This window comes from Streptomyces sp. 135 (genome assembly GCF_020026305.1).
In the GTDB taxonomy this organism is placed as follows: Bacteria; Actinomycetota; Actinomycetes; order Streptomycetales; family Streptomycetaceae; genus Streptomyces.
Window position 1 is genome coordinate 4,258,024 of record NZ_CP075691.1, and the last position, 22,421, is coordinate 4,280,444.

Sequence of the window (22,421 nt, forward strand, 5' to 3'; positions counted from 1 at the left end):
ACCAGATCACAAGGAGTGAGTTTTCAGATGCTGATAGAGAAGGCGAGTGTCCCTAGTAGCTTTCCGATCTCACGCTGCAATCTCTGTGCCGCGGGCAGCAGCCGGTCCGCCTGACCTGCGGGCACGGAAATGGCCAAGGTCGCCGCGGTGTCTCCCGCCAAGATCGGAATCGCCGCGCAGACCGTCCCCAACGCGTACTCCTGTCGCTCCACCACGGGCCTCATCCGCTCCATCGCCTCGAGCCGACGCAGAAACGTGCGGTCGTCGCGGACCGAGTAACGCGTGATCGATTGAACCGGATAGCGATCGAGGTGGTCCTGCCTGGCCTCGTCGTCGAGTTGGGAGAGCAGGCACTGCCCGATGGCGTGGGCGTGACCCGTCTCCCGGAAGTCTGCCCATTCCTCGACCGCGGGATTGCCCGGGGTGTCGGAGACCGCCACGATCTCGATCTCGCCCTCGCGGTAGACCGCGAAGTACACCGGCACCCCGATGATGTCCCGGCAGTGCGCCAGCGCATCACCGATCGTGCCGCGACGATTCTGCTGCGCCCCGCTGCTGCTGAGCCGCTCGGCCGCCTCGCCGAGTACGAACACTCCTTTCTCGCGGCGCAGATAGCCCTCGTGGGTCAGCGTGCGCAGCAGGTGGTAGGCGGTGGGGAGCGCGAGCCCCGCCTCGCGGGCCAGTTGCTTGGCGGGCGCGCCGTCCGGGTGCGTGGCGGCGGCTTCCAGCAGCCGCATGGCCCGCTGCACGGAGCCGATGAGGGTGGGCGTGACGGTGGCGGCGGCCGTGGCCGTGGCGTCCGCCGGTGGAAGGGCGCTGGCGTCGGCCGGTAAGGGGGTGGCGTCGGCCCGTGCGGTGGAGGTGGCGGCCGGTGAAGTGGGGGTACCGACCGGTGAAGTGGAGGCGTCGACCGCGGCCAAGGTTCACTCCCGAAGCGCGTGGGGGGGGCCGCCCGTGCCCGGAGAAACACGGGAGGGCAATGCGCCCGTCCGCGGGGGACGACCCCGCGTCGGTTTTCGGACTCTAACCCTTGGCCACCGCTCTGCGGCCGTCTGCGGGGAAACATCCCCCGGCCGAGGGACCCGTTTCGAAAAGTCACCGCCAGGCAGTAACCAATCGGTGAGCAACCACTTCAGCGACGGTTGTAGGTGATCAGTGCCCGATGCATGCGGCGGCGATCACCAATCGGTGCGGGACGAGGACGCGCCGGATATGAACTTCCGTACGACATAAATGAGTCCACCGACCAAGGCGACGAATAGCAGCGCCTTGAAGAGCAGGCCGACGACGAACCCGACAACGGTCGCTATCACACCGCCGAACACGACCAAGGCGATGACGGGCACGGCCACCCACTTCACCCACCACGGCATTCCCGCAAAGATCTCCTTCGCCGCCATCGTCCTTACCTCTCTCCGCACACTTCACGTCGGTGCGGGATCCTGAATGTCCGCAGGCTCCCGGCTTCTTGCATTCGATGCTAGAGCGCCAAAGCCCTCTGCGGGGGCCGCGCAGCCCTTGTCCTCCCCTGATCCGACCCTGAGAGAACCCCGAGGTCAGACCTCACCCTCAGGCCTCGGGCGGGGAGAAGACGACCAGGACCCGCAGGTCCTCGCTGATGTGGTGGAACTTGTGGGCCACCCCGGCCGGCACGTACACGACGCTGCCGCGCGCGACCGACGTGGTCTCCATGCCGACCGTGATCGAGGCACGGCCGCTGACGACCATGTAGACCTCGTCCTGCCCGTGCGGCTGCTGCGGGTCGGACTCCCCCGCGTCGAGCGCGTAGAGACCGACCGACATGTTCCGCTCCCGCAGAAACTGCAGATACGCCCCGTCGTTCGCGGCGCGCTCCGCCTCCAGATCGTCCAGCCGGAATGCCTTCATCGCCCTCGTACGCCCCTCGCTGGTGCTCGTCCCGCGGATGTCCGCGGATGTCCCGCGGATGTCCCGCGGATTCCGCCGGTCTCGTGACCCGACCGCTTCCGGTCCACGTCTGCCACGATCAGACACATGAAGAATTTCGTAGTCAAGACGATCGCCAACGCCGCGGCCCTGGCCGTAGCCGTATGGCTGCTCGACAAGATCACGCTGACCGGCGGCAGCACCGGCAAGAAGGTCGGCACCCTGATCGTCGTCGCGCTGCTCTTCGGACTGGTGAACTTCCTGGTCAAGCCGGTGGTGAAGGTCCTCACCTTCCCCTTGTTCATCCTGACCCTGGGACTGATCACCCTCGTGGTCAACGCCCTGATGCTGCTGCTCACCTCGTGGCTGGCCGACAAGTTCGACGTCAGCTTCCATGTGGAGGGCTTCTGGACCGCCGTCCTGGGCGGCCTGATCATCTCGATCGTGTCCTGGGCCATGAACATGGTGCTCCCGGACGACAAGGACTGATCGGCATGACGGACTCTTCGGTGACAGGCATCGGTGACGGGACGCGAGCGGTGCGGGCCGGGCTGCCCGAGCCGGTGAAGCACGAACCCACGCTGCCCGGCCCGGTGTTCGCCGCGCACTTCCACCTCCCCGGCGACCCCACCGGCGGCTACGCCTACGCACGCGACGAGAACCCCACCTGGACGCACCTGGAACGCGCCATCGGCGAGCTGGAGGCCCCGGGCGCCGGTGCGGACGTCGAGACGCTCGCCTTCGCCTCCGGCATGGCCGCGATCTCGGCGGTGCTCTTCTCCCAGCTGCGCGCCGGGGACGCGGTGGTCCTGCCGGACGACGGCTACCAAGTGCTCCCCCTCGTCCACGAGCAGCTCACGGCGTACGGCATCGAGGTGCGCACCGCCCCGACGGCCGGTGACGCCCAGCTCGACGTCCTGGACGGTGCCAAGCTGCTGTGGATCGAGACGCCGTCCAACCCCGGCCTCGACGTGTGCGACGTGCGTCGCCTCGCCGATGCGGCACGCGCGCGTGGCGTCCTGGTGGCGGTCGACAACACCCTGGCCACACCGCTCGGCCAGCGCCCCCTCGAACTGGGCGCCCACTTCGCGGTGGCCAGCGGCACGAAGATGCTCACCGGCCACGGAGACATCCTCCTGGGGTACGTCACCTGCCGCGACGCGGAGCTGACCGCTTCCGTACGGCGCTGGCGCAAGATCGTCGGTGCCATCCCCGGTCCCATGGAGGCCTGGCTCGCGCACCGCTCGCTCGCCACACTCCACCTGCGTGCCGACCGGCAGAACGCGAACGCCCTGGCCCTCGCCGAGGCGCTGCGCGATCGGCCCGAGGTGGCGGGGCTGCGCTACCCCGGGCTGCCCGACGACCCCTCGTACAAGATCGCCTCGCGGCAGATGCGGCGCTTCGGGTGCGTGGTCTCCTTCACGCTGCCCACCCGCGCACGTGCCGAGCGGTTCCTGGAAGCGCTGCGTCTCGTCGACGACGCGACGAGCTTCGGCGGTGTGCGGTCCACGGCCGAGCGGCGCGGGCGCTGGGGCGGCGATGACGTCCCGGAGGGCTTCATCCGCTTCTCCGCGGGCGCCGAGGACCCGCATGACCTGGTGGATGACGTGCTCCGCGCGCTGGACGCGTCCGCCGAGTGAGAACTGCCGACGACCCGGCCGCTCCTGTGCGCCGACGCCGCCCTCGGCCCCGGACGACACCCGGGCTACGTACGACGAACGGTCCGAGCCTCCCCCCTCGTGGCTCGGACCGTCCCGGTTCCGCGTGCGAAGAACCGCGTCCACAAGGCTAGTTGACTGTGTGTCAGTGTCCAATCACAGTAGCGACAGAGACCTATCGACATATTTATAGTTGTGCGCGCCCTGGGGTGAAGGGGAGGGACGTCGTCATGGATCTGGCCCTGTTACGCACCTTCGTGACGGTGCACCGGGCCGGTTCCTTCACCCGCGCCGCGGCACTGCTCGGCCTCTCACAGCCCGCCGTCACGTCCCAGATCCGCACCCTGGAGCGGCAGCTCGGCCGCCCTCTCTTCCTGCGCCAGGCCCGCGGCGTGACCCCCACGACCATCGGCGACGAACTCGCCCACAAGGCCGCCCCGCACCTGGACGCGCTCATGGAGATCGCCGAGGCCGGGCCCGACGAGGAGTCGTCCATGCGCACCCTCCACCTCGCGGGACCGCCCGAGTTCACCGCCGAGCGTGCCCTGCCCGCGCTCACCGCCCTGACCGGACAGGACGGCCACGGCTACGCCCTGCGCGCCTCGTTCGGCACCGCCGACGAGGTCCTGGAGGGGCTCGCGGCCGGACATCACGACCTGGCCATCGCCACGGCCCGGCCGCGCGGCGCGCTGCTCACCGCGACGCCGCTCTGCGACGAGGAGCACGTCTTGGTCGCGGGGGAGCGCTGGGCCGCCCGTCTCGGCCTCGGTGGGCTGGGAGCCGGCGGGCTGGTCCCGCGCAGTTTCGGCCGCGGGGGACTGGGCCGCGGGGGAGCGCTGCCGCTGGAGAACCTGCCGGTGGTCGAGGTGCACGAGACGCTGCCGTTCGTCTCCCGCTACTGGGCCGCTGTCTTCGACGCCCGCCCGGCCGCCTCCGGCGCCGTCATCGTGCCGGACCTGCGGGCGGTCCTCGCCTGCGCGGCCTCGGGCGCCGGCCTCGCCGTACTGCCCCGCTACCTCTGCGCCGACGCCCTGAAGCGCGGGGATGTCGTGACCCTCCTCGAACCCCCGGTGCCGCCGTTGCGTACGTACTTCCTGGTCGTGCGCACCGGTACGCAGGCCATGCCCCACATCGCTCGGGCGCATGAATGGCTGCTGCGGGCCGCCGCCGAATGGTCTTGAGGGACGGTCGGCGACTGGGCTTGATGGCGGTTCCGAGTGGGCCGCGATGTTTCACGTGGAACAGTCCGGGCCACATTCCCCCCATGACCGTCCGACCCGTGGTCAAACGCACCGCGCGCGCCGTCCTGCTGGACGGAGACGACCTGATCCTGATCAAGCGGACCAAGCCCGGCGTCGATCCGTACTGGATCACCCCGGGAGGCGGCGTGGAACCGGAGGACGCCACCGTCGTCGACGCGCTCCACCGCGAGGTGCACGAGGAACTCGGCGCCAAGATCACCGACGTCGTGCCCTGCTTCGTCGACACCGTGGAGCACATCGGTGAGGACGGCGGCGCGACCGGCGTGAAGGTGCAGCACTTCTTCGTCTGCCGTCTGGAGTCCATGGACACCGGCCTGCGGCACGGTCCCGAGATCGAGGAGCCGTGCGGCGAGTACGAGATCGTGCACGTGCCCTTCACCCGGGTCGGCATCGCCTCGGTCCACCTCGTACCGCTGTCGCTGCGGCACTATCTGGACGGCAACATCGAGGGCGTACGCGCGATGCACGCCCCTGATCTGGGCTGAACCGGGCCGTGGGTTCAGTCCCCCGCGACCACCAGCTCCTCCACGGAGTCATGGCGGATGCGGGCCTCGGGGATGCCGACGTCTCGCAGCGCGTCCATTCCGCTGCGGATCATGCCGGGCGGTCCCGAGAGATAGGCGTCGTACTCGTTCCACGGGCCGTACTCGCGCACGGCGTCCGGCAGTTGGGCCCGCTGGTCCACGACCGGGCGGACGGAGAGCCAGGGGTGGCTCTGTTGCAGCCGCAGCATCGTGTCGATGTCGTACAGGTCGTGATCGGTGCGGGCGCCGTAGAACACCTCCACCGGGCGCCGCCTGCCGTGCTCGGCGACGTCCTCGACCAAGGCCTTGATCGGCGCGATGCCCGTGCCGCCGCCCAGACAGAGAAGGCCGCTGTCGGTGGTGTGGTCGACGGTCATCGAGCCTCCCGGCGGCCCCAGCCGCAGGACGTCCCCGGGACGGGCGTGGTGCACGAGTGCGTTGGAGACCCAGCCGGCCGGAACGGCCTTGACGTGGAAGGAGAGCAGCCCGTCGGAGCGGGGCGCCGACGCGAAGGAATAGTGCCGCCAGATCCGCGGCCACCAAGGGGTCTCCAGACTGGTGTACTGCCCGGCCAGGAACGGATACGGCTGGTCCGGGCGGACCGTGACCACGGCGATGTCCGGGGTCCGCAGGTCGTGTGAGACGACCTCCGCGAACCACCAGGCGGGGGCGCGCAGTTCGTCCTCGGCCGCCGCGTCGATCATGACCTGGGAGATCGTCGTGTACGTGCGGACCCAGGCGGCCTCGGTCTCCTCGTCCCAGATCGCGCTCGCGTACCGGCTCAGCGAACCGATCAGGCATTCACCGACGGCCGGATAGTGCTCGGGGCGGGTGCCGTACTTGCGGTGCCCCCGGCCGAGGTTCTTCAGATACGAGACGAGTACGTCGGTGTGGTCGATGTGCTCGGCCGCTGTCAGCAGCGCCTTGAGGAGGCGGTCCCGCTGGGCGTCCATCGCAGCGGGGAACATCGGGCGCAGGTCGGGGTGGCGGGTGAAGAGCAGCGCGTAGAAGTACGAGGTGACCTGGTCGGCGACAGGGCCGATCTCGGCCATCGTGCGCTGCACCAGGGCGGCGTCGGGCGACACCGGTCGGGACGGCTTCGCCACGGAGGCCTGCGTCACGGAGTCCTTCACCACGGGGGGTGGCGCCGACTGTGTCACCGGGGGTGGAGTGGGCCGGGGCTGCACTGCGGGGGACGGGCCGACCGAAGCGGCAGCCAGTATTCGCTCCTCCGCCGAGCTGCTCGCGGAGCCGTCCGCGGAGCCGGCCGCCGCCTCGTTCACCGCCTCGTCCGACGGCCTTTCCCCCGGTTCAGCGAAAGGCTCCGCGGCGGGCACGGGGCCCTCGGGCCGGCCCAGGGGACGTATGGAAGCGGGCCGCCGACCCTCGGGGGCCTGGTGCGCGTCGGCGCCGGGCGGCTGCGGGTGGCCGTCCTCCGGCCGCTTCGGTGGCCTGCGCGGGGTGAACCAGCCACCCCCGCCGCCGGAAGTGCCGTCGTCCGACGACGTGGTGGTCGGAGCGTCCATGCTGTGCCTCGCCTCGAACATCTCTCGGTCGGTCTGTGCACTTCCTGTCGGAAGCCGCCTGCTTTCCCCGCTCTGCCTCGATGGCCGATCCGGCCACATTGAACCCCGAGTTACCGGACCCTACGGACAAGTAGGTCGAGAATGTGACATTGGCCGCAGTCACTCACGGCAGCATCCCATTCAGCGTCACCGCGTCGGCCGCATAACGAGAAGTACCGGCTCTGGATCTCTCTTCCCCGTTAGGCTTCGTTGACCTGCGCGCGTGCCCCCCAAGATGCGAAGAAGCGCACCCGGCACGAACCGGAGTCGACCATACCGGCAGCCGCCCGACATACAAGTCCCCTGCCCTTCCTCGGTAATTCAACGCATCTGCCTGCCAATTTCCTCAATTAACGGGCGTGCCGGACCAATTCGTACGCCTTACGCAGGTCGCGCCCCACGTAAGAGTGGGTGGCCAGGCTGGCCAGCCGTGGGTCCGCATTGACCGCGACAGAAACCGGTACGACGCCGAAGAGCTCCAGGTCGGACAGCGAGTCGCCGTACGCGACGCAATCGCTCCGGCGTATCCCGAACTCTTCACAGAGCCGGTCCGCGATCCTCACCTTGGCCGCGGCGTCGAGAATGCCCGCCGGTTCGACGGGCTCGGTGAACGGCACGGCCGGAAAAAGTGACCCATGCGCGGCATGCGCGCCCCACTCGACGAGCCGCTCCACGAAGAAGGACGGCGAGAGCGACACCACCGCGCAGTAGTCACCCGCCTCGTGGATCCGGGCCCAGGTCTCCCGGATACCGGAGAGCCAGGGCGCCCCCTCAAAGGCGGCGGTCACCTGCGCCTCCGTGAGCTCCGCCCACAGGGAGCACACGCGCACCGCGTACTCCGGCGAGTCGATGCGCCCGGCGACGAAGTCCCGCTCCAGCGCCGTGATCTCCGCGTCCAGTCCGAGCTGCCGCGATATCTCTACGGGCGCCGCCGTGCCGTGCAGCAGCGTCCCGTCCAGATCGAAGAGGTGCAGTCGTGCCATGTACGCCGAGGCTAGTACCCGCGGTTACTCCCGCTGTCAGACGCCCCGGCCCTGCCTCGGTCGGCACTGTGTTTCACGTGAAACTTAGCCGCCCCGCTCGCCGGGCCACCCTGGTCGTCCATGTCATCGGCGCAGCCTGCTGGCTCGGGCTCACGCTCGGGCTCGTCGCCCTCGCCCTCGCCCTCACCGCGATCACGACGGACGCCTCCGCGGCCGTGGAAGCCTCCGTCCGCTCGATGAAGGTATTCGCGGACTGGCTGGTTCTCCCGCTCGCCCTGGTGACCCTGGTGAGCGGACTGGTGCTGTCCTTGGGCACCCAGTGGGGCCTCGCCAGGCACCGCTGGGTCTACACGAAGTTCTGGCTCACCCTGGCCACCACCCTCGCGTCGGCCTTCGCGCTGCGTCCCGGTGTCGACGAGTCGGCCGCGACCGTGTCCGCGGGCAATCCGGTCACCGACACGGCCGGCCTGATCGCCGGCCCACTCATCTCGCTCAGCGCCTACCTGTTCATGACGGTCCTGTCGGTGCTCAAGCCCTGGGGGCTTACCCGTCGTGGCCAAAAGCAACGTGCTTCTGCCCACAAACGGGTGGACGCCGGGGACGTACGTCAGACAGCCTGACCCGAGTGTCGACACCTTCCCTCTCCGCACTGCCCATCCGCCGACTCACCCCCCGCGATCTGACGTCCTGCGCCGACCTGTCCGAGGACAGGGGCTGGCCCCGTGAGGAACACAAGTGGGGCCTCCTGCTGTCGGCCGGAACGGGCTACGGCATCGACGACCCCGACGGCAACGGCCTCATCGGCGCCTACGTAGTGACCCGGTACGGCCCGCAGGAGCGGCCCGGCCTCGCGGCGATCGGTATGGTCCTCGTCGCCGAGCGGTACGCCCGCCGTGGCATCGGCCGCCGCCTGATGCAGTACGCCATCGAGGAGACCGCCACCATCCCGATGACGCTCCACGCGACACCGAACGGCCGCCCCCTCTATGAGCAGCTCGGTTTCAAGGTGATCGGCCGGGCCGAGATGGTCTGCGGTCATCTGGTCCCCGCCGGGCCGCTTCCCGGCATCGCGACCCGCCCGGCCACCGCGGAGGACCTGACCGCCATCCTCCGGCTCGACACCGAGGTGTTCGGGCATGACCGGACCCACGTGATCACCCGGCTGCCCGCCTTCACCGACCAGCTCCGGGTCGCGGAGGCCGACGGCGAGATCATCGGCTACGCGGGCGCCTGGCCGAACATGGAGACCCACGTCGTCGGCCCGCTCATCGCACGGGACACGGAGACCTCGAAGGCGCTCATCGCCTCGCTCGGCGCGCACACCGACCGGCCGCTGCGCACCGACATCGACGTACGGCACGAAGAGCTGCTCGACTGGGTGAAGGAGAGCGGTCTCGCCCCCGTCGCCTTCAACGCGGTGATGGCCCACGGCACGCCGGAGCTGCCCGGCGACTGGACCCGCCGCTTCGCACCGCTGACGGTAGCGGCGGGCTGAGAGCACCCGCAGGCCTCTCCATCGCGTACGTGGGTTAAGCGAGGGCCTCCACGGCCTCCGTCGCGAAGCCGTGGTCCTGCTCGGGGGCGCCGCCGCCGACTCCGATCGCGCCGATCAGGCGGCCGTCACGGTGGACCGGCACGCCGCCCGCGATGAAGAGCAGCGGCCGGTCGAGGGCGGTGGGCAGGGTGTGGAAGAGGCCACCGGGCTGGACCGCGTCGACCAGGTCGGCGGTCGGGGTGTTCAGCTGAAGGGCGGTGTACGCCTTGCGGGTGCTGGTCTCACCGGAGATCAGCACGGCCCGGTCGTCGCGCCGGAAGGCCAGGAGGTGGCCGCCCGCGTCGAGGACGGTGATGCTGACGGTGACGTCGGCCGCCTCAGCGGCGCGGCGGGCCGCGGTGACGAGCGCTTCGGCGTCCTCGATGGTCAGCGGGGCGACGGCGGTGGCGGTGGCGGGGCTCATGCGGTGTTTCTCCTTGCGGTGCGGTACTGAGAGGGGCGGAAGAAGGGTCAGTGGTGTACGGGTGCGGCCTGCTCGGCGGGGGCCTTGCCGGTCACGACGAGGCTGGGGGTCGCCGCGGCGGAGCGGCGCTCGAGGGCGGCCGAGAGGATGGCCAGGACGAGAGCCGATCCGGCGAGGACGGCGCCCACCCAGTTCGGGGCGGTGTAGCCGAGGCCCGCGGCGATGACGATCCCGCCGAGCCAGGCCGAGAGGGCGTTACCGAGGTTGAAGGCGCCGATGTTGACGGCCGAGGCGAGGGTGGGGGCACCGGAGGCCTGGTCGAGGACGCGCTTCTGGAGCGGCGGTACGGTCGCGAATCCCAGCGCACCGATCAGCGTGATGGTCACGGCAGCGGCGATCTTGTTGTGCGCGGTGAGCGTGAAGAGGGCGAGTACGACGGCCAGAGAGCCCAGCGAGATGTACAGCAGCGGCATCAGCGCGCGGTCCGCGAACTTCCCGCCGATCAGGTTGCCTGCGACCATGCCGAGGCCGAAGAGGACGAGCAGCCAGGTGACGGAGGAGTCCGCGTAGCCGGCGACGTCCGTCATCATCGGCGCCAGGTAGGTGACGGCGGCGAAGACGCCGCCGAAGCCGAGGACCGTCATCGCCATGGCCAGCAGCACCTGTACGTTGCGGAAGGCGGCCAGTTCGTGGCGCAGCCGGACGCCTTCGGGCTTGGGCAGGTCGGGGACGAGCCTGGCGATGCCCGCGAGGCCGACGACGCCGAGCGCCGCGACGAGTCCGAAGGTCATGCGCCAGCCGAGCGTCTGCCCGACGAAGGTGCCGAGGGGCACCCCGACCACATTGGCCACGGTCAGGCCCGTGAACATCATGGCGATGGCGCCGGCCTTCTTCTCGGGGGCGACCAGCTCGGCCGCTACGACCGAACCGATGCCGAAGAAGGCGCCGTGGGCGAGGGACGCGACGACACGGCCCGCCAGCATCACGCCGAAGACCGGGGCGACGGCTGAGAGCAGGTTGCCCGCGATGAACAGGCCCATCAGCAGCATCAGCATCCGCTTGCGCGAGATCTTGGTGCCGAGGACGGTCATCAGCGGGGCGCCGAGGACGACCCCCAGGGCGTAGCCGGTCACGAGGAAGCCGGCCGTGGGGATGGAGACGCCGAAGTCACCCGCGACCTCGGGGAGCAGCCCCATGATCACGAACTCGGTGGTGCCGATCCCAAAGGCGCCGATCGCGAGGGCCAGTAGCGCGAGAGGCATGGAACTACCTTCCAGACGGTTGCAGGTGCGCTTAACGTGCGTCCACAATAGTTGCAGACGCGGGTTAGTTGCAAGCGCTGGATATTGCACGGGTGGACTATCCTGGGTCGTAGTCACTCCGGGACGGAGGAAACAAGAGCCATGACAGCGACGGATCCCGCACTCACCGCCCTTGCTCAGGGGTGGTGCGCGCTCTCCCTGCTCCACGGGCAGATCGAGAGCCACATCGAGCGCGCCCTCCAGGCCGAGCACGGGCTGAGCGTGCGCGAGTACTCCCTGCTCGACGTGCTCAGCCGCCAGCACGACGGCGAGGGCGGCCATCTGCAGATGAAGCAGGTCGCGGACGCCGTGGTTCTGAGTCAGAGCGCCACCACGCGCCTGGTCACCCGCCTGGAGGACCGCGGGCTGCTCTCGCGCTACCTGTGCCCCACCGACCGGCGCGGCATCTATACGGACGTGAGCGAGGCCGGCACCGCGTTGCTCAATGAGGCGCGCCCCACCAATGACGCGGCCCTGCGCGAGGCCCTCGACGAGGCCGCCCGGAATCCTGAGCTCGCTCCGCTGGTGAAGGCCGTCGAGACATTGCGCGTGCCTGCCTAGGGCTGCCCGCTCCTCATCCGGAGAGAGGCCTGCTCCTGAAGCGGTGGCTCGCATAGGCTGCGGCCATGGGAGATCTTGAGATACGTCCGGCCGTAGCCGACGACCTGCCCGCCATCGTCGCCATGCTCGCCGACGACCCCCTGGGCGCCACGCGCGAGTCGCCGGACGACCTCACCCCGTACGTCGCCGCGTTCCAGCGCCTGGCCGACGATCCCAACCAGCGGCTGGTCGTCGCCGTACGGGAGGGCCGCGTAGTCGGCACGCTTCAGCTCACGATCGTTCCGGGGCTCTCCCGGAAGGGCGCCACGCGGTCGATCATCGAGGGCGTACGCGTGCACGCCGACGAGCGAGGCAGCGGGCTCGGCACCCGGTTCATCGAGTGGGCGATCGAGGAATCCCGCCGCCAGGGCTGCCAGTTGGTCCAGCTGACCTCCGACGCCACCCGCACCGATGCCCACCGCTTCTATGAGCGGCTCGGGTTCAGCGCTTCACATCTGGGCTTCAAGCTTCAGCTCTGAGGCGGCGCAGAAGGGGCCATGTTTCACGTGAAACATGGCCCCTCGCCTCTGACCCGTCGCCTCTGGCCCCTCGTCACCGTCCGTCAGAAACCGCGCCATCCCTCCGGGGCCACGCCACCAGGCACCGGCGCCCCTTCGTCGTACGGCTTGCGCGTGAAGACGAACGACCCCAGGTCGAGATGGCTCACCGAGCCGTCCGTGCGCCGTACCGGCCGCAGCAGCTCTCCCGCGTAGTAGCCGTCGAGCCCCGTCCAGGTGCCGTCGCCGTTGGACCGGAACCGCGCCTGGCGTCCCGCGCCGGACAGCGGGCCGAGTTCGACGCCTCCGTCGGCCGACAGACGGAGCGCGAGCACCTGGGTCCCCCAGTACCAAGGGCCTGCCAGCTCCAGCACCTTCTCGTCGACTTCGGGGAGCGGCCGCCACGGCTCGGGGATGGGCGGCTCCGCCTCCGCCACGATCTTCACGAGGTCCGCTGCCAGCGTCGCCACCAGCGGCCCGGAGGTGCAGTTGGCCAGCGCGACCGCGGCCACCCCCTCCCGCTCGCTCACCCACAAGCCGGCGAGGAAGCCCGGCAGCGAACCCGTGTGCCCGGCCAGGCTGAGTCCCTCCCACCGCAGCAGGTCCAGGCCCAGGCCGTACGACCTGTCCCAGCTCTCCGGCTGCGACGGTGCCGACGGGGTCCGCATCTCCCGGACGGACTCAGCACCCAGGACCCGCTCGTCACCCTTGGCCAGGAAACAGGCGAAGCGCGCCAGGTCAGCCGTCGTGGACCACAGCTGGCCCGCCGGTGCCATCAGCCCCAGATCCTCGACGGGCTCCGGCATCATCACGTCCGCCCACGGATGCACCGCCCAGCCACCGGCGTGCGGAGCCTGCGGCTGTGCGCTCGTGCGGTTCAGCCCCAGCGGTTCGAGTACCTCGCGGCGCAGCACGTCCTCCCACGAGGCGCCCCGCACCGCCTCCACCAGCGAACCGAGCAACGTATAACCGGGGTTGGAGTAATGGAAGCGGCGGCCGACGGGGTGCCGGAAGGGCTGCTCACCGAGGACATCGGTGAGCTCCGGGCGCGTCGACCCGGGCGTGCGCTCCCACCATTCCCCCGGCGTCTCGGCCGCCAAACCGCCGGTGTGCGCAAGGAGTTCGGCGATCGTGACCTCCCCCGTGCCCGTACCCGGCAGGTGCTTCTCCAGCGGGTCCCGCAGGTCCAGCAGTCCCTCGTCCCGGAGCCGCATCACCAGGACGGCGGTGAAGGTCTTGGTGATCGACCCGATGCGGTACTGGACGTTCTCGTCCGGCGCGTGCCCGTCCACCATGCTGCGGGCGCCGCTCCACACCACCTCGCCGTCCCGAGCCACGGCGGCCACCAGTGAAGGGGTCCGGCCTTCCGCCTGTGCGGTGGCGATGCGGTGCAGGAGGGTGCGGCGGGTGGTGGGGAGCAGTTCTTCGTGGGGCGTTGTCATGGGGACAGTTCACCTGGGTGGAGCCGGTGCGTCGAGCCAATTCGCCTTCTGACCCCCCACACCCGGACCCGAGCCCTCCCCGGGCCCCATGCCCCGACCGGCCCGGGACACCGCCCACCGTCACCGCCGACGTCGCACGGGCTCCACCCGCTCCAGCTTCGTCCAGCCCGCCCAGCCCCGTTCCTTCAGCAGCTCGAACAGTTGACGGGCCGGCGGCGCGGTGTCAAAGGCCAGCGCGTCCATCAGCTTGGTGAACGGCGGCTCGATGTCGGCGTCGTCGACGTAATCCTCGCCCTGCTCCTCGGCCACCCGCGTGATGTAGGCGGCCAGCCTGTCGGCCAGCTCGACCAGGCGCGGGTCGTCGTCCGCCCCGTCCAGCGCCTGGCCCAGGGTGACGTAGAAGTCGACGAGCTGCGGATCATCCAGCTGCTCGCCCTTGCGCGCCGCCCACTCCGGGACCCGCTCGGGCCAGTGGGCGGCCAGCGGGATCCAGCCGTCGCGTTCGACCCGGACGATCCGTTCGTCGACGCCGAGCGCCCGCAGCCGGTCGAGGAACCCGACGACTTCCGGGGGCAGCGCCAGGCTGTCCCCGGCGGTGAGGCGGGCGATCCGCTCACGGTGCAGCTGCCGCTCCCGGATCTCCGCCCGCAGCCGCTCGTCGATCTCGGCGACCGCCGCGGCGAACTCCTCCTCGCCCGCCTGGAGCAGCTCACGGATGCGCGCGAGCGGAACCCCGGCCTTGGCCAGGGTTCGGATCCGGATCAGTTCGACCACGGCCGCGGCGTCGTACCGCCGATACCCGGAGTGGTCGCGCTCCGGCTCCGGCAGCAGCCCCTTGACGTGGTAATGCCTCACCGCGCGCACTGTCACTCCGGCGTACGACGCCAGTTCACCGATGGTCAGCACGAGGCCAGTCTCCTAGCGCCCGGCACGGGTCCGGTAGAGGCGCCGCGCCCAGAGGTATCCGCCCGAGCCGATCGCCACGCACCAGCCGATGGCCCAGAACGTGTCGGAACCGCCCGGCGTTCCTGCCAGCAGCCCTCGGAAGCTGTCCATGATCGGCGTGAACGGCTGATGTTCCGCGAACCACCGCAGCCCGGCCGGCATCGAATCGACCGGCACGAACCCGCTGCCGACGAACGGCAGCAGCACGAAAATCATCGGCCAGTTGCTCGCGGTCTCCGGATTCGGGGAGGCCAGACCCAGCGCCACCGTGAACCAGGTCATCGCGAAGGAGACGAGGCCGAGCAGCCCGACCAGTGCGCACCACTGCGTCACCGAGGCGGCACTCCCCAGCCCGAGCGGGAACGCCACGGCGAAGACCAGGGCCAGCGCGAGCGCGGTCTGGATCATCGCGCCGAGCACGTGTCCGGTGAGCACCGCGACCTTGGCTATGGCCATCGTCCGGAACCGGTCGATGACACCGTTGGTCATGTCGGTGGAGACCGACACCGCGGTGGAGATGGAGACGCTCGCCACCGCCATCATCAGGATCCCTGGAGTGATGAACGTCAGGTAGTCGCCGCGGTCCCCCGTCGGTGCCCCCGGCAGCCCGGCGCCCATGGTGCCGCCGAAGACGTAGACGAACAGCAGCAGGAACAGCAGCGGCTGGCCGATCAGGACCAGTGTCATCGACGGGTACCGGACCATGTGCCTGAGATTGCGCCGAAGCATGGTCACCGAGTCCCGAACGGCACACGTACCGACGGCCCCGCTCATACCGGCACCTCCTCGGAGACCCGTTCGTCCGTGGTGGGGCGGCCGGTGAGGGCCATGAACACATCGTCCAGGTCCGGGGTGTGCACGGCGAGCCCGGTGACCACGCGGTCGTCGATCCCGTCCAGCAGCCGCCGCAGCGCGGTGAGACTGCCGTCGTGCGGCAGGGTCACGGTGAGCGCCCCGGGGTTCGGACTCGCCCGGGGCAACCGTCGCGCCAATTCGGCCACCGCCTCACTGTCGGCGGCCTGAAGCTCGATGTGGCCACCGGGGACCAGCCGCTTCAGCTCGGCGGCGGTGCCCTCGGCGACCAGCCGGCCGCCGTCGAGCACACCCATCCGGTCGGCCAGTTGGTCGGCCTCCTCCAGATACTGGGTGGTGAGGAAGACGGTGACGCCGTCGGCCACCAACTCCCGCACGATCTCCCACAGATCGCGGCGGCTGCGCGGATCGAGTCCGGTGGTCGGTTCGTCGAGGAAGATCAGCCGAGGCCCGGGCACCAGGGTCATCGCCAGGTCGAGTCGCCGTTTCATGCCACCCGAGTACGTCGCCGCACGCCGGTCGGCGGCCTCGACCAGGCCGAACCGCTCAAGCAACTGGCCGACCATGTCCTGCGCGCCACGGCGGCCGAGGTGACCGAGGTCGGCCATCAACCGCAGATTCTCCCGCCCGGTCAGCAACTCGTCGACGGCGGAGAACTGCCCGGTCACCCCGATCGACGCACGCACCTGATCGGCTTCCCGGCGCACGTCGTACCCGGCGACGCGCACCTCCCCGGCATCCGGGGGCAGGAGCGTGGACAGGATCCGGACGGTCGTGGTCTTGCCGGCGCCGTTCGGCCCGAGCAGGGCATAGACGGTGCACGCGGGGACGGTCAGGTCGACACCGGCGACCACTTCACGGTCACCGAACGCCTTGCGCAGCCCGACGACCTCGATCGCACTGGTTCTCGTAGTCATGCCGACCATGCTGAGAGGTTGCCTCTGGGGAAGGGTCAACCGTCACGCCGAGAGCCGCGGGTCCGGGCCCGTGTCCACGCCGTTCTGCCCACGGCTAAGGTCGGTCCGCAGCCGCCCGACGATCACTACAGTCGGGCCTCATGACGACGGTCACCACGCGAACAGTCACGTATCCCGCCGACGGCCTCACGATGATCGGACACCTCGCGCTCCCCGCCGGCGCCGACCGCCGGCCCGCGGTCCTGATCGGCCCTGAGGGGCCTGGCCTGAACGACTTCCAGCGCCGCCGGGCCGACGCCCTCGCCGAACTGGGCTACGTGGCGCTGGCCTTCGACATCAACGGCGGACGCTGGTTCACCGACCCGCAGGAGATGCTGGCTCATACGACTCCCCTGCTCGCCTCGCCCGACCGGATGCGGGACATCGGCCACGCGGCACTCGACGTGCTGCGCGCCGAACCACGGACCGACCCCGACCGGATCGCCGCCATCGGCTACGGCACCGGGGGCGCCATCGCGCTCGAACTCGGGCGCGACGGCGTCGACCTGCGCGCGATCGGGACGGTCAACGCGACGATCACGGGCCGGCCTGGCGAGGCGGCGCGCATCCGCTGTCCGGTGTGGGCCGGGGTCGGGTCGGAGGACCCGATCATGTCGCCCGCGCAGCGAGAAGCCTTCGCCACCGAGATGCAGGACGCGGGCGTCGACTGGCGTCTGGTGGTCTACGGCGGCGCCCTGCACGCCTTCCACCACCCGCCGGTCGACCAGACCGTGCTCCCCGGCGTCGGCTACCACGCACGTCACGCGCAGCGAGCCTGGAGCGACATCGTCGGCCTCCTCGCCGAGTGCCTTCCCGTGACGGAGTGAGGCCACCGGGTGGCCGAGCCCGGTGCCCGTGAATCCGCGGGGGGATCGGCCTTCGCCGTCCGTGCGGACCTACTATCGGCGCCGCTCCCAGGCACCTGCCCGTACGGCTGCTCACACGTCTGCTCACTCGAAATAACCCCTTGCCGTGCTCCGCTTCGAGCCGGCGACGATCACGCAGATCGCCGAGCGGGTCGGCCTCGCGAAGGGGAGTTCCAGCTACCACGTGCGGCTGCTCGAACGGGCCGGCCTGGTGAAGGTGGTACGTACGCGGAAGGTCCGGGGGGTCACCGAGCGGTACTCCGCCATGGCCGCACGGTCGATCACCCTGCCGGACCCGGGGGCGGGGCAGCCGGATGTGTTGATGCGGCACGCGGTGGCCGACCTGGAGGCGGCGCCGGCGGAGGGCGAGCGGCACGTACGGATGGCGCATCTGCGGCTCACCGATGAGCAGTTCACGGAGTCGGGGGCGCGGCTGGAGGCGCTGGCGGACGAGTACCGGGGGCTGTCCGACCCGTCGCTGCCGGATGCCTCCCTCGCCTTCGCGTTGTTCAGACCGGCGCCGCGCGAGCAGGCCGAGGCGGACTCCGAGTGACGCCGCCTGTCGAGAAGTTGCCTGCCGGCTTCGGACGGCTGTGGACCGCGCAGACGGTGTCCTCGTTCGGCGACGGGGTGACGCACGCCGCGCTGCCGCTGCTCGCGTTGACGTTGACGCGGGACCCGATGGCACTCGCCGTCATCACCGCCGCCGGCACGCTGCCGTGGCTGCTCTTCGGGGTGCTCGGCGGTGCGCTGGTGGACCGCTGGGATCGCCGGCGCACGATGTGGGTCACGGACGCGGCACGTGCGGTGCTGCTCGCGATACCGGCGGCAGCGGCCGTGCTCGACGTGCTGAGCGTTCCCCTGCTCGCGGCCGTCGCCTTCCTGCTCGGTCTCGGCGGACTCTTCTTCGACACGGCCGCCACGGCCTACCTGCCGGATCTGCTCGGCCGCGACCCCGCGCTCCTTCAGCGCGCCAACTCCCGCCTGCGCGGCACGCAGACCGCCGCGTCCGGTTTCGCGGGGCCGCCCGCGGGCAGTGCGCTCCTCGCACTCGGGCGGGCGATTCCGCTGCTCGCCGACGCGGTGTCGTTCGCGCTCTCCGCCGCTCTCGTACGGTCGCTGCCCGCCGCGCCACGGCCCGTACCGCAGGCCCGCGAGTCGCTGCTTCGGCAGGCGCGGGCCGGGGCCTCGTACGTCTTGCGGGATCGGTTGCTGCTCGGGCTCGCGCTGCGTCCGGCGGTCGGGAACGTCGCCTTCCTCGCCGTGGAGACCGTACTCGCCCTCTTCGCGCACGATCGTCTCGGCATCGGCACCTTCGGCTTCGGCCTGCTCCTCACGGCGGAGGCCACCGGCGGTCTGCTCGGCGCGGGCATCGCCTCCTTCCTCGGCCGACGACTCGGCACCGGCACCGCGCTGACCTGCACGGCCGCAGTCGAGGGACTCGCCATCCTGGGCCTTGCCGCCGCCCCGAACCCATACGTCGCCGGATTCGCGCTCGCCGTCTGCGGAGCGGGTATGGGCGCCACGATGGTGCTCGGGCCCTCCCTCCGGCAGACGATCGTCCCCGCCCACCTCATGGGCCGGGTCGCCTCCACCTCCCGCATGCTCGCCATGTGCGCCGCCCCGTTCGGCGCCTTCCTCGGCGGCTGGCTGGCCACCGCCTACGACGTACGCACCCCGCTCTACGCCGCCGCAGGCCTCCTCCTCACCATGACCGCCGTCACGGCGACCACGACCAGCAACCGCCGGGTCGAAGCGGCGCTGCGTGGCGCTGCCTCGCCCGGCGGCCCACGTCACCCGGAACCCGAGGTCCGATGAACCGAACCGGCCCTTACCCGTCCTGGATCAGGTCTGTGCCATGTCCACGAAACGCGAGTAGTGGCCCTGGAAGGCAACCGTGATCGTCGCCGTCGGGCCGTTACGGTGCTTGCCGACGATGATGTCCGCCTCGCCCGCGCGGGGCGACTCCTTCTCGTACGCGTCCTCGCGGTGCAGCAGGATCACCATGTCCGCGTCCTGCTCGATCGACCCGGATTCACGCAGGTCGGAGACCATGGGCTTCTTGTCCGTACGCTGCTCGGGGCCACGGTTCAGCTGCGAGAGCGCGATCACCGGCAGCTCCAACTCCTTGGCCAGCAGCTTCAGGTTTCGCGACATGTCCGAGACTTCCTGCTGCCGGCTCTCGGCCCGCTTGGAGCCGCCGGACTGCATCAGCTGGAGGTAGTCGATGACGACGAGCTTCAGGTCGTTGCGCTGCTTGAGGCGGCGGCACTTGGCGCGGATCTCCATCATCGACAGGTTCGGGGAGTCGTCGATGTAGAGGGGGGCGGCCGAGACGTCCGGCATGCGGCGGGCGAGCCGGGTCCAGTCCTCGTCCGTCATCGTGCCGGAACGCATGTGGTGCAACGCCACGCGCGCCTCGGCGGACAGCAGACGCATCGCGATCTCGTTGCGCCCCATTTCGAGGGAGAAGATCACGCTCGGCATGTTGTGCTTGATCGAACAGGCCCGTGCGAAGTCCAGCGCCAACGTCGACTTACCCATGGCGGGACGGGCCGCGATGATGATCATCTGGCCGGGGTGCAGGCCGTTGGTGAGCTGGTCGAGGTCGGTGAAACCGGTCGGCACACCCGTCATCTCGCCCGACCGCGAGCCGATCGCCTCGATCTCGTCGAGGGCGCCTTCCATGATGTCACCGAGCGGGAGGTAGTCCTCGGTGGTGCGCTGCTCGGTGACCGCGTAGATCTCGGCCTGGGCGCTGTTGACGATCTCGTCGACGTCGCCGTCGGCCGCGTACCCCATCTGGGTGATGCGGGTGCCGGCCTCGACGAGGCGGCGCAGCACCGCGCGCTCGTGGACGATCTCCGCGTAGTACTCGGCGTTCGCCGCGGTCGGGACCGTCTGGACGAGCGTGTGCAGATACGAGGCGCCGCCGACCTTGGTGATCTCGCCGCGCTTGGTGAGCTCGGCGGCGACCGTGATCGGGTCGGCCGGCTCGCCCTTGGCGTACAGGTCGAGGATCGAGGCGTAGATCGTCTCGTGCGCGGGCCGGTAGAAGTCGTGGCCCTTGAGGACCTCGACGACGTCGGCGATGGCGTCCTTGGAGAGCAGCATGCCGCCGAGCACCGACTGCTCGGCGTCGAGGTCCTGCGGGGGAACGCGTTCGAAGGAGGAGCCTCCGCCGTCCCAGCCGCCCTCGCGTCCGCGCTCGTGCTGCTCGTCGCGGCTTCGCCCTCCGTCGCGGCGCTGGCGGGAGACGGGCAGACGGTCACTGGGACCGCTGTCGGCCCAGGGGTCGTCCAAAGGCTCGGAGATACTCACCGGGCCACCTCCTCCCGTCCGCCGCGCGGACCTCGCCGTGCCCCATTTCCTACGGCACGACACTGACAAATCAGGGGGCCCAACTCCGGTTCTGACGCGTCGGTTTTCCTGGGTTTCCGAGGTCGTACGACGAGGCGGGCGCCGGACCACGGTAGGCCTGCGGGCACCGTCAGCCAATCTGGTTATCCACAGGCGGTGTGGATGACGGGCCCGATGCTGTGGAGAACCCCGTCAAACCTGTGCACGGCCCGGTGGACAGCCCTGTGAACAAGCCCTCAGCTACCGTCGGACACCCGCTCTGACCTGCGCCTTTCCCGTCCACCGGCTGTGCAGAAGAAAAACTTTTCCCAGCGGACCAAGATCACGACAAACGGCGCGTCAAGCGGCGTCCAGCGGGCGTTCGAGTAAGGGTCTCAAGTGTCTTGCATCTCTTACCTGTGGAAGATTAGATTGGTGCCCATGACACAGGCTTCCGCCGCGCCCAAGGACGACCGCCAACGGTACGGCCGACACGACCGAGAGATCATCGCGCTCGCCGTCCCCGCCTTCGGCGCGCTGGTCGCCGAGCCCCTCTTCGTGATGGCCGACAGCGCCATCGTGGGCCACCTCGGCACCGCGCAACTGGCCGGCCTCGGTGTCGCCTCGGGCCTCCTCACCACCGCGGTGAGCGTGTTCGTCTTCCTCGCCTACGCCACCACCGCCGCCGTCGCCCGCCGCGTCGGCGCCGACGACCTGTCGGCAGCCATCCGCCAAGGCATGGACGGCATCTGGCTCGCACTGCTGCTCGGCGCCGCGGTCATCGCTGTCGTCCTGCCCACGGCACCCGCACTCGTGGAGATGTTCGGCGCCTCGGACGCGGCGGCCGGATACGCGATCACGTATCTGCGGATCTCCTCACTCGGCATCCCCGCCATGCTCGTCGTGCTCGCCGCCACCGGTGTACTGCGCGGCCTCCAGAACACCAGGACCCCGCTCTACGTAGCCATCGGCGGCTTTGTCGCCAACGGCGTCCTCAACGTCGGCCTCGTCTACGGCGCCGACCTGGGCATCGCCGGCTCCGCCTGGGGCACCGTCGTCGCCCAATGCGGCATGGCAGCGGTCTACCTCTTCGTCGTCGTCCGCGGTGCCAGACGCCACGGCGCCTCACTGCGCCCCGACGCCGCCGGGATCAGGGCCTGCGCCCAGGCGGGGGTCCCGCTCCTGGTCCGCACGCTCTCCCTGCGGGCCATCTTGATGATCGCGACCGCGGTGGCCGCACGCATCGGTGACGCCGAGGTGGCCGCCCACCAGATCATTCTCGCCCTGTGGAGTTTTCTGGCCTTCGCGCTGGACGCCATCGCCATCGCCGGGCAGGCGATCATCGCCCGTTACCTCGGCGCCAACGACGCGGAAGGCGCCCGCGCCGTCTGCCGACGCATGGTGCAGTGGGGTATCGCCTCGGGCGTCGCGCTCGGCCTGCTCGTCGTCCTCGCCCGACCGCTCTTCATCCCGCTCTTCACCAGCGACGCCGCCGTCCAGGACACGGCACTGCCCGCTCTCATCGTCGTGGCGCTCGCCCAGCCGATCTGCGGCATCGTCTACGTGCTCGACGGCGTCCTGATGGGCGCCGGTGACGGGCGGTACCTCGCCTGGGCGATGCTGCTCACGCTCGCGGCGTTCACACCGGCCGCCCTGCTGGTGCCGACCCTCGGCGGCGGCCTGACCACCCTGTGGGCAGCGATGACCCTCATGATGACGGTGCGCATGCTGACCCTCTGGCTGCGCTCCCGCTCCGGCCGCTGGATCGTCACGGGCGCCACGCGCTGAACGCTTCACGCTGTTTCAC

General features: G+C 70.2%; 23 protein-coding genes and 1 pseudogene. 12 read left to right on the forward strand and 12 right to left on the reverse strand.

What is annotated here, in order from left to right; translation table 11 throughout:
* Positions 1-23 precede the first annotated feature (23 nt).
* The 3 genes from KKZ08_RS19190 to KKZ08_RS19200 form a co-directional block, all read right to left on the reverse strand.
* Positions 24-749 (reverse strand): IclR family transcriptional regulator C-terminal domain-containing protein, encoded by a 726-nt coding sequence (locus tag KKZ08_RS19190; RefSeq protein WP_346657919.1) that lies wholly within the window; start codon positions 747-749, stop codon positions 24-26.
* 429 nt (positions 750-1,178) lie between these two features.
* A complete protein-coding gene (locus KKZ08_RS19195; protein ID WP_223775618.1) occupies positions 1,179-1,400 on the reverse strand; it encodes a DUF5326 family protein in 222 nt (73 codons plus the stop codon).
* 169 nt (positions 1,401-1,569) lie between these two features.
* Positions 1,570-1,887: a cupin domain-containing protein gene (locus tag KKZ08_RS19200; protein ID WP_223775619.1), complete on the reverse strand. Its 318-nt coding sequence runs from the start codon at positions 1,885-1,887 to the stop codon at positions 1,570-1,572.
* Between the two features lie 126 nt (positions 1,888-2,013).
* Here KKZ08_RS19200 and KKZ08_RS19205 point away from each other — a divergent pair, with 126 nt between their 5' ends.
* The 4 genes from KKZ08_RS19205 (at position 2,014) to KKZ08_RS19220 (ending at position 5,310) form a co-directional block, all read left to right on the forward strand.
* Positions 2,014-2,394: a phage holin family protein gene (locus tag KKZ08_RS19205; RefSeq protein WP_127908753.1), complete on the forward strand. Its 381-nt coding sequence runs from the start codon at positions 2,014-2,016 to the stop codon at positions 2,392-2,394.
* Positions 2,395-2,399: 5 nt separating this feature from the next.
* On the forward strand, positions 2,400-3,545 hold the full coding sequence (locus KKZ08_RS19210; RefSeq protein WP_223775620.1) for a cystathionine gamma-lyase: 1,146 nt from the start codon (positions 2,400-2,402) through the stop codon (positions 3,543-3,545).
* Positions 3,546-3,793: 248 nt separating this feature from the next.
* Positions 3,794-4,744 (forward strand): LysR family transcriptional regulator, encoded by a 951-nt coding sequence (locus KKZ08_RS19215; RefSeq protein WP_223775621.1) that lies wholly within the window; start codon positions 3,794-3,796, stop codon positions 4,742-4,744.
* A gap of 83 nt (positions 4,745-4,827) precedes the next feature.
* Complete coding sequence (locus KKZ08_RS19220) at positions 4,828-5,310, forward strand: NUDIX hydrolase (protein WP_223775622.1); 483 nt, start codon at positions 4,828-4,830, stop codon at positions 5,308-5,310.
* A 14-nt stretch (positions 5,311-5,324) separates the two neighbouring features.
* Here KKZ08_RS19220 and KKZ08_RS19225 read toward each other — a convergent pair whose 3' ends face one another.
* Together KKZ08_RS19225 and KKZ08_RS19230 are read right to left on the reverse strand one after the other, a co-directional pair.
* Positions 5,325-6,875, reverse strand: coding sequence for a globin domain-containing protein (locus KKZ08_RS19225; protein ID WP_223775623.1), 1,551 nt, complete (start codon positions 6,873-6,875; stop codon positions 5,325-5,327).
* Positions 6,876-7,264: 389 nt separating this feature from the next.
* Entirely contained in the window at positions 7,265-7,897 is a 633-nt protein-coding gene (locus KKZ08_RS19230; protein ID WP_223775624.1) for an HAD-IB family phosphatase, read from the reverse strand.
* A gap of 77 nt (positions 7,898-7,974) precedes the next feature.
* On the opposite strand from KKZ08_RS19230, the gene KKZ08_RS19235 reads away from it, so the two are divergent.
* Together KKZ08_RS19235 and KKZ08_RS19240 are read left to right on the forward strand one after the other, a co-directional pair.
* Entirely contained in the window at positions 7,975-8,517 is a 543-nt protein-coding gene (locus tag KKZ08_RS19235; RefSeq protein WP_223775625.1) for a DUF2269 domain-containing protein, read from the forward strand.
* 5 nt (positions 8,518-8,522) lie between these two features.
* Positions 8,523-9,392, forward strand: a complete 870-nt coding sequence (locus KKZ08_RS19240) for a GNAT family N-acetyltransferase (protein WP_223775626.1) — start codon at positions 8,523-8,525, stop codon at positions 9,390-9,392.
* Positions 9,393-9,426: 34 nt separating this feature from the next.
* Here KKZ08_RS19240 and KKZ08_RS19245 read toward each other — a convergent pair whose 3' ends face one another.
* Positions 9,427-9,855, reverse strand: a complete 429-nt coding sequence (locus tag KKZ08_RS19245; protein WP_223775627.1) for a heme-binding protein — start codon at positions 9,853-9,855, stop codon at positions 9,427-9,429.
* A gap of 47 nt (positions 9,856-9,902) precedes the next feature.
* A complete protein-coding gene (locus KKZ08_RS19250; protein WP_223775628.1) occupies positions 9,903-11,117 on the reverse strand; it encodes an MFS transporter in 1,215 nt (404 codons plus the stop codon).
* A 141-nt stretch (positions 11,118-11,258) separates the two neighbouring features.
* Between KKZ08_RS19250 and KKZ08_RS19255 the strand changes: the two genes are divergently transcribed.
* Both KKZ08_RS19255 and KKZ08_RS19260 read left to right on the forward strand, forming a co-directional pair.
* On the forward strand, positions 11,259-11,717 hold the full coding sequence (locus tag KKZ08_RS19255; RefSeq protein WP_223775629.1) for a MarR family transcriptional regulator: 459 nt from the start codon (positions 11,259-11,261) through the stop codon (positions 11,715-11,717).
* A gap of 65 nt (positions 11,718-11,782) precedes the next feature.
* Entirely contained in the window at positions 11,783-12,235 is a 453-nt protein-coding gene (locus KKZ08_RS19260) for a GNAT family N-acetyltransferase (RefSeq protein WP_223775630.1), read from the forward strand.
* Between the two features lie 83 nt (positions 12,236-12,318).
* Here KKZ08_RS19260 and KKZ08_RS19265 read toward each other — a convergent pair whose 3' ends face one another.
* The 4 genes from KKZ08_RS19265 to KKZ08_RS19280 form a co-directional block, all read right to left on the reverse strand.
* Positions 12,319-13,695: a serine hydrolase domain-containing protein gene (locus KKZ08_RS19265; RefSeq protein ID WP_223775631.1), complete on the reverse strand. Its 1,377-nt coding sequence runs from the start codon at positions 13,693-13,695 to the stop codon at positions 12,319-12,321.
* A gap of 120 nt (positions 13,696-13,815) precedes the next feature.
* On the reverse strand, positions 13,816-14,601 hold the full coding sequence (locus KKZ08_RS19270; protein WP_223775632.1) for a MerR family transcriptional regulator: 786 nt from the start codon (positions 14,599-14,601) through the stop codon (positions 13,816-13,818).
* Positions 14,602-14,613: 12 nt separating this feature from the next.
* Positions 14,614-15,345, reverse strand: coding sequence for an ABC transporter permease (locus KKZ08_RS19275; RefSeq protein ID WP_346657886.1), 732 nt, complete (start codon positions 15,343-15,345; stop codon positions 14,614-14,616).
* A 65-nt stretch (positions 15,346-15,410) separates the two neighbouring features.
* Positions 15,411-16,370 (reverse strand): ATP-binding cassette domain-containing protein, encoded by a 960-nt coding sequence (locus tag KKZ08_RS19280; RefSeq protein ID WP_223775634.1) that lies wholly within the window; start codon positions 16,368-16,370, stop codon positions 15,411-15,413.
* Between the two features lie 140 nt (positions 16,371-16,510).
* Here KKZ08_RS19280 and KKZ08_RS19285 point away from each other — a divergent pair, with 140 nt between their 5' ends.
* From KKZ08_RS19285 to KKZ08_RS19295, 3 genes and pseudogenes are all read left to right on the forward strand, one after another.
* Positions 16,511-17,236: a dienelactone hydrolase family protein gene (locus KKZ08_RS19285; RefSeq protein ID WP_223775635.1), complete on the forward strand. Its 726-nt coding sequence runs from the start codon at positions 16,511-16,513 to the stop codon at positions 17,234-17,236.
* Between the two features lie 139 nt (positions 17,237-17,375).
* Positions 17,376-17,828 (forward strand): annotated as a pseudogene (locus KKZ08_RS19290) (winged helix-turn-helix domain-containing protein); the annotation flags it as partial.
* Positions 17,825-19,093 (forward strand): MFS transporter, encoded by a 1,269-nt coding sequence (locus KKZ08_RS19295; RefSeq protein WP_223775636.1) that lies wholly within the window; start codon positions 17,825-17,827, stop codon positions 19,091-19,093. The pseudogene KKZ08_RS19290 and the gene KKZ08_RS19295, both read left to right, overlap by 4 nt.
* 27 nt (positions 19,094-19,120) lie before the next feature.
* Here KKZ08_RS19295 and dnaB read toward each other — a convergent pair whose 3' ends face one another.
* Positions 19,121-20,596: a replicative DNA helicase gene (dnaB, locus tag KKZ08_RS19300; RefSeq protein ID WP_205033763.1), complete on the reverse strand. Its 1,476-nt coding sequence runs from the start codon at positions 20,594-20,596 to the stop codon at positions 19,121-19,123.
* A gap of 459 nt (positions 20,597-21,055) precedes the next feature.
* Here dnaB and KKZ08_RS19305 point away from each other — a divergent pair, with 459 nt between their 5' ends.
* The gene (locus tag KKZ08_RS19305) at positions 21,056-22,402 is read left to right on the forward strand and encodes an MATE family efflux transporter (protein WP_223775637.1); all 1,347 of its coding nucleotides are present in this window, start codon (positions 21,056-21,058) and stop codon (positions 22,400-22,402) included.
* Positions 22,403-22,421: the final 19 nt, after the last annotated feature.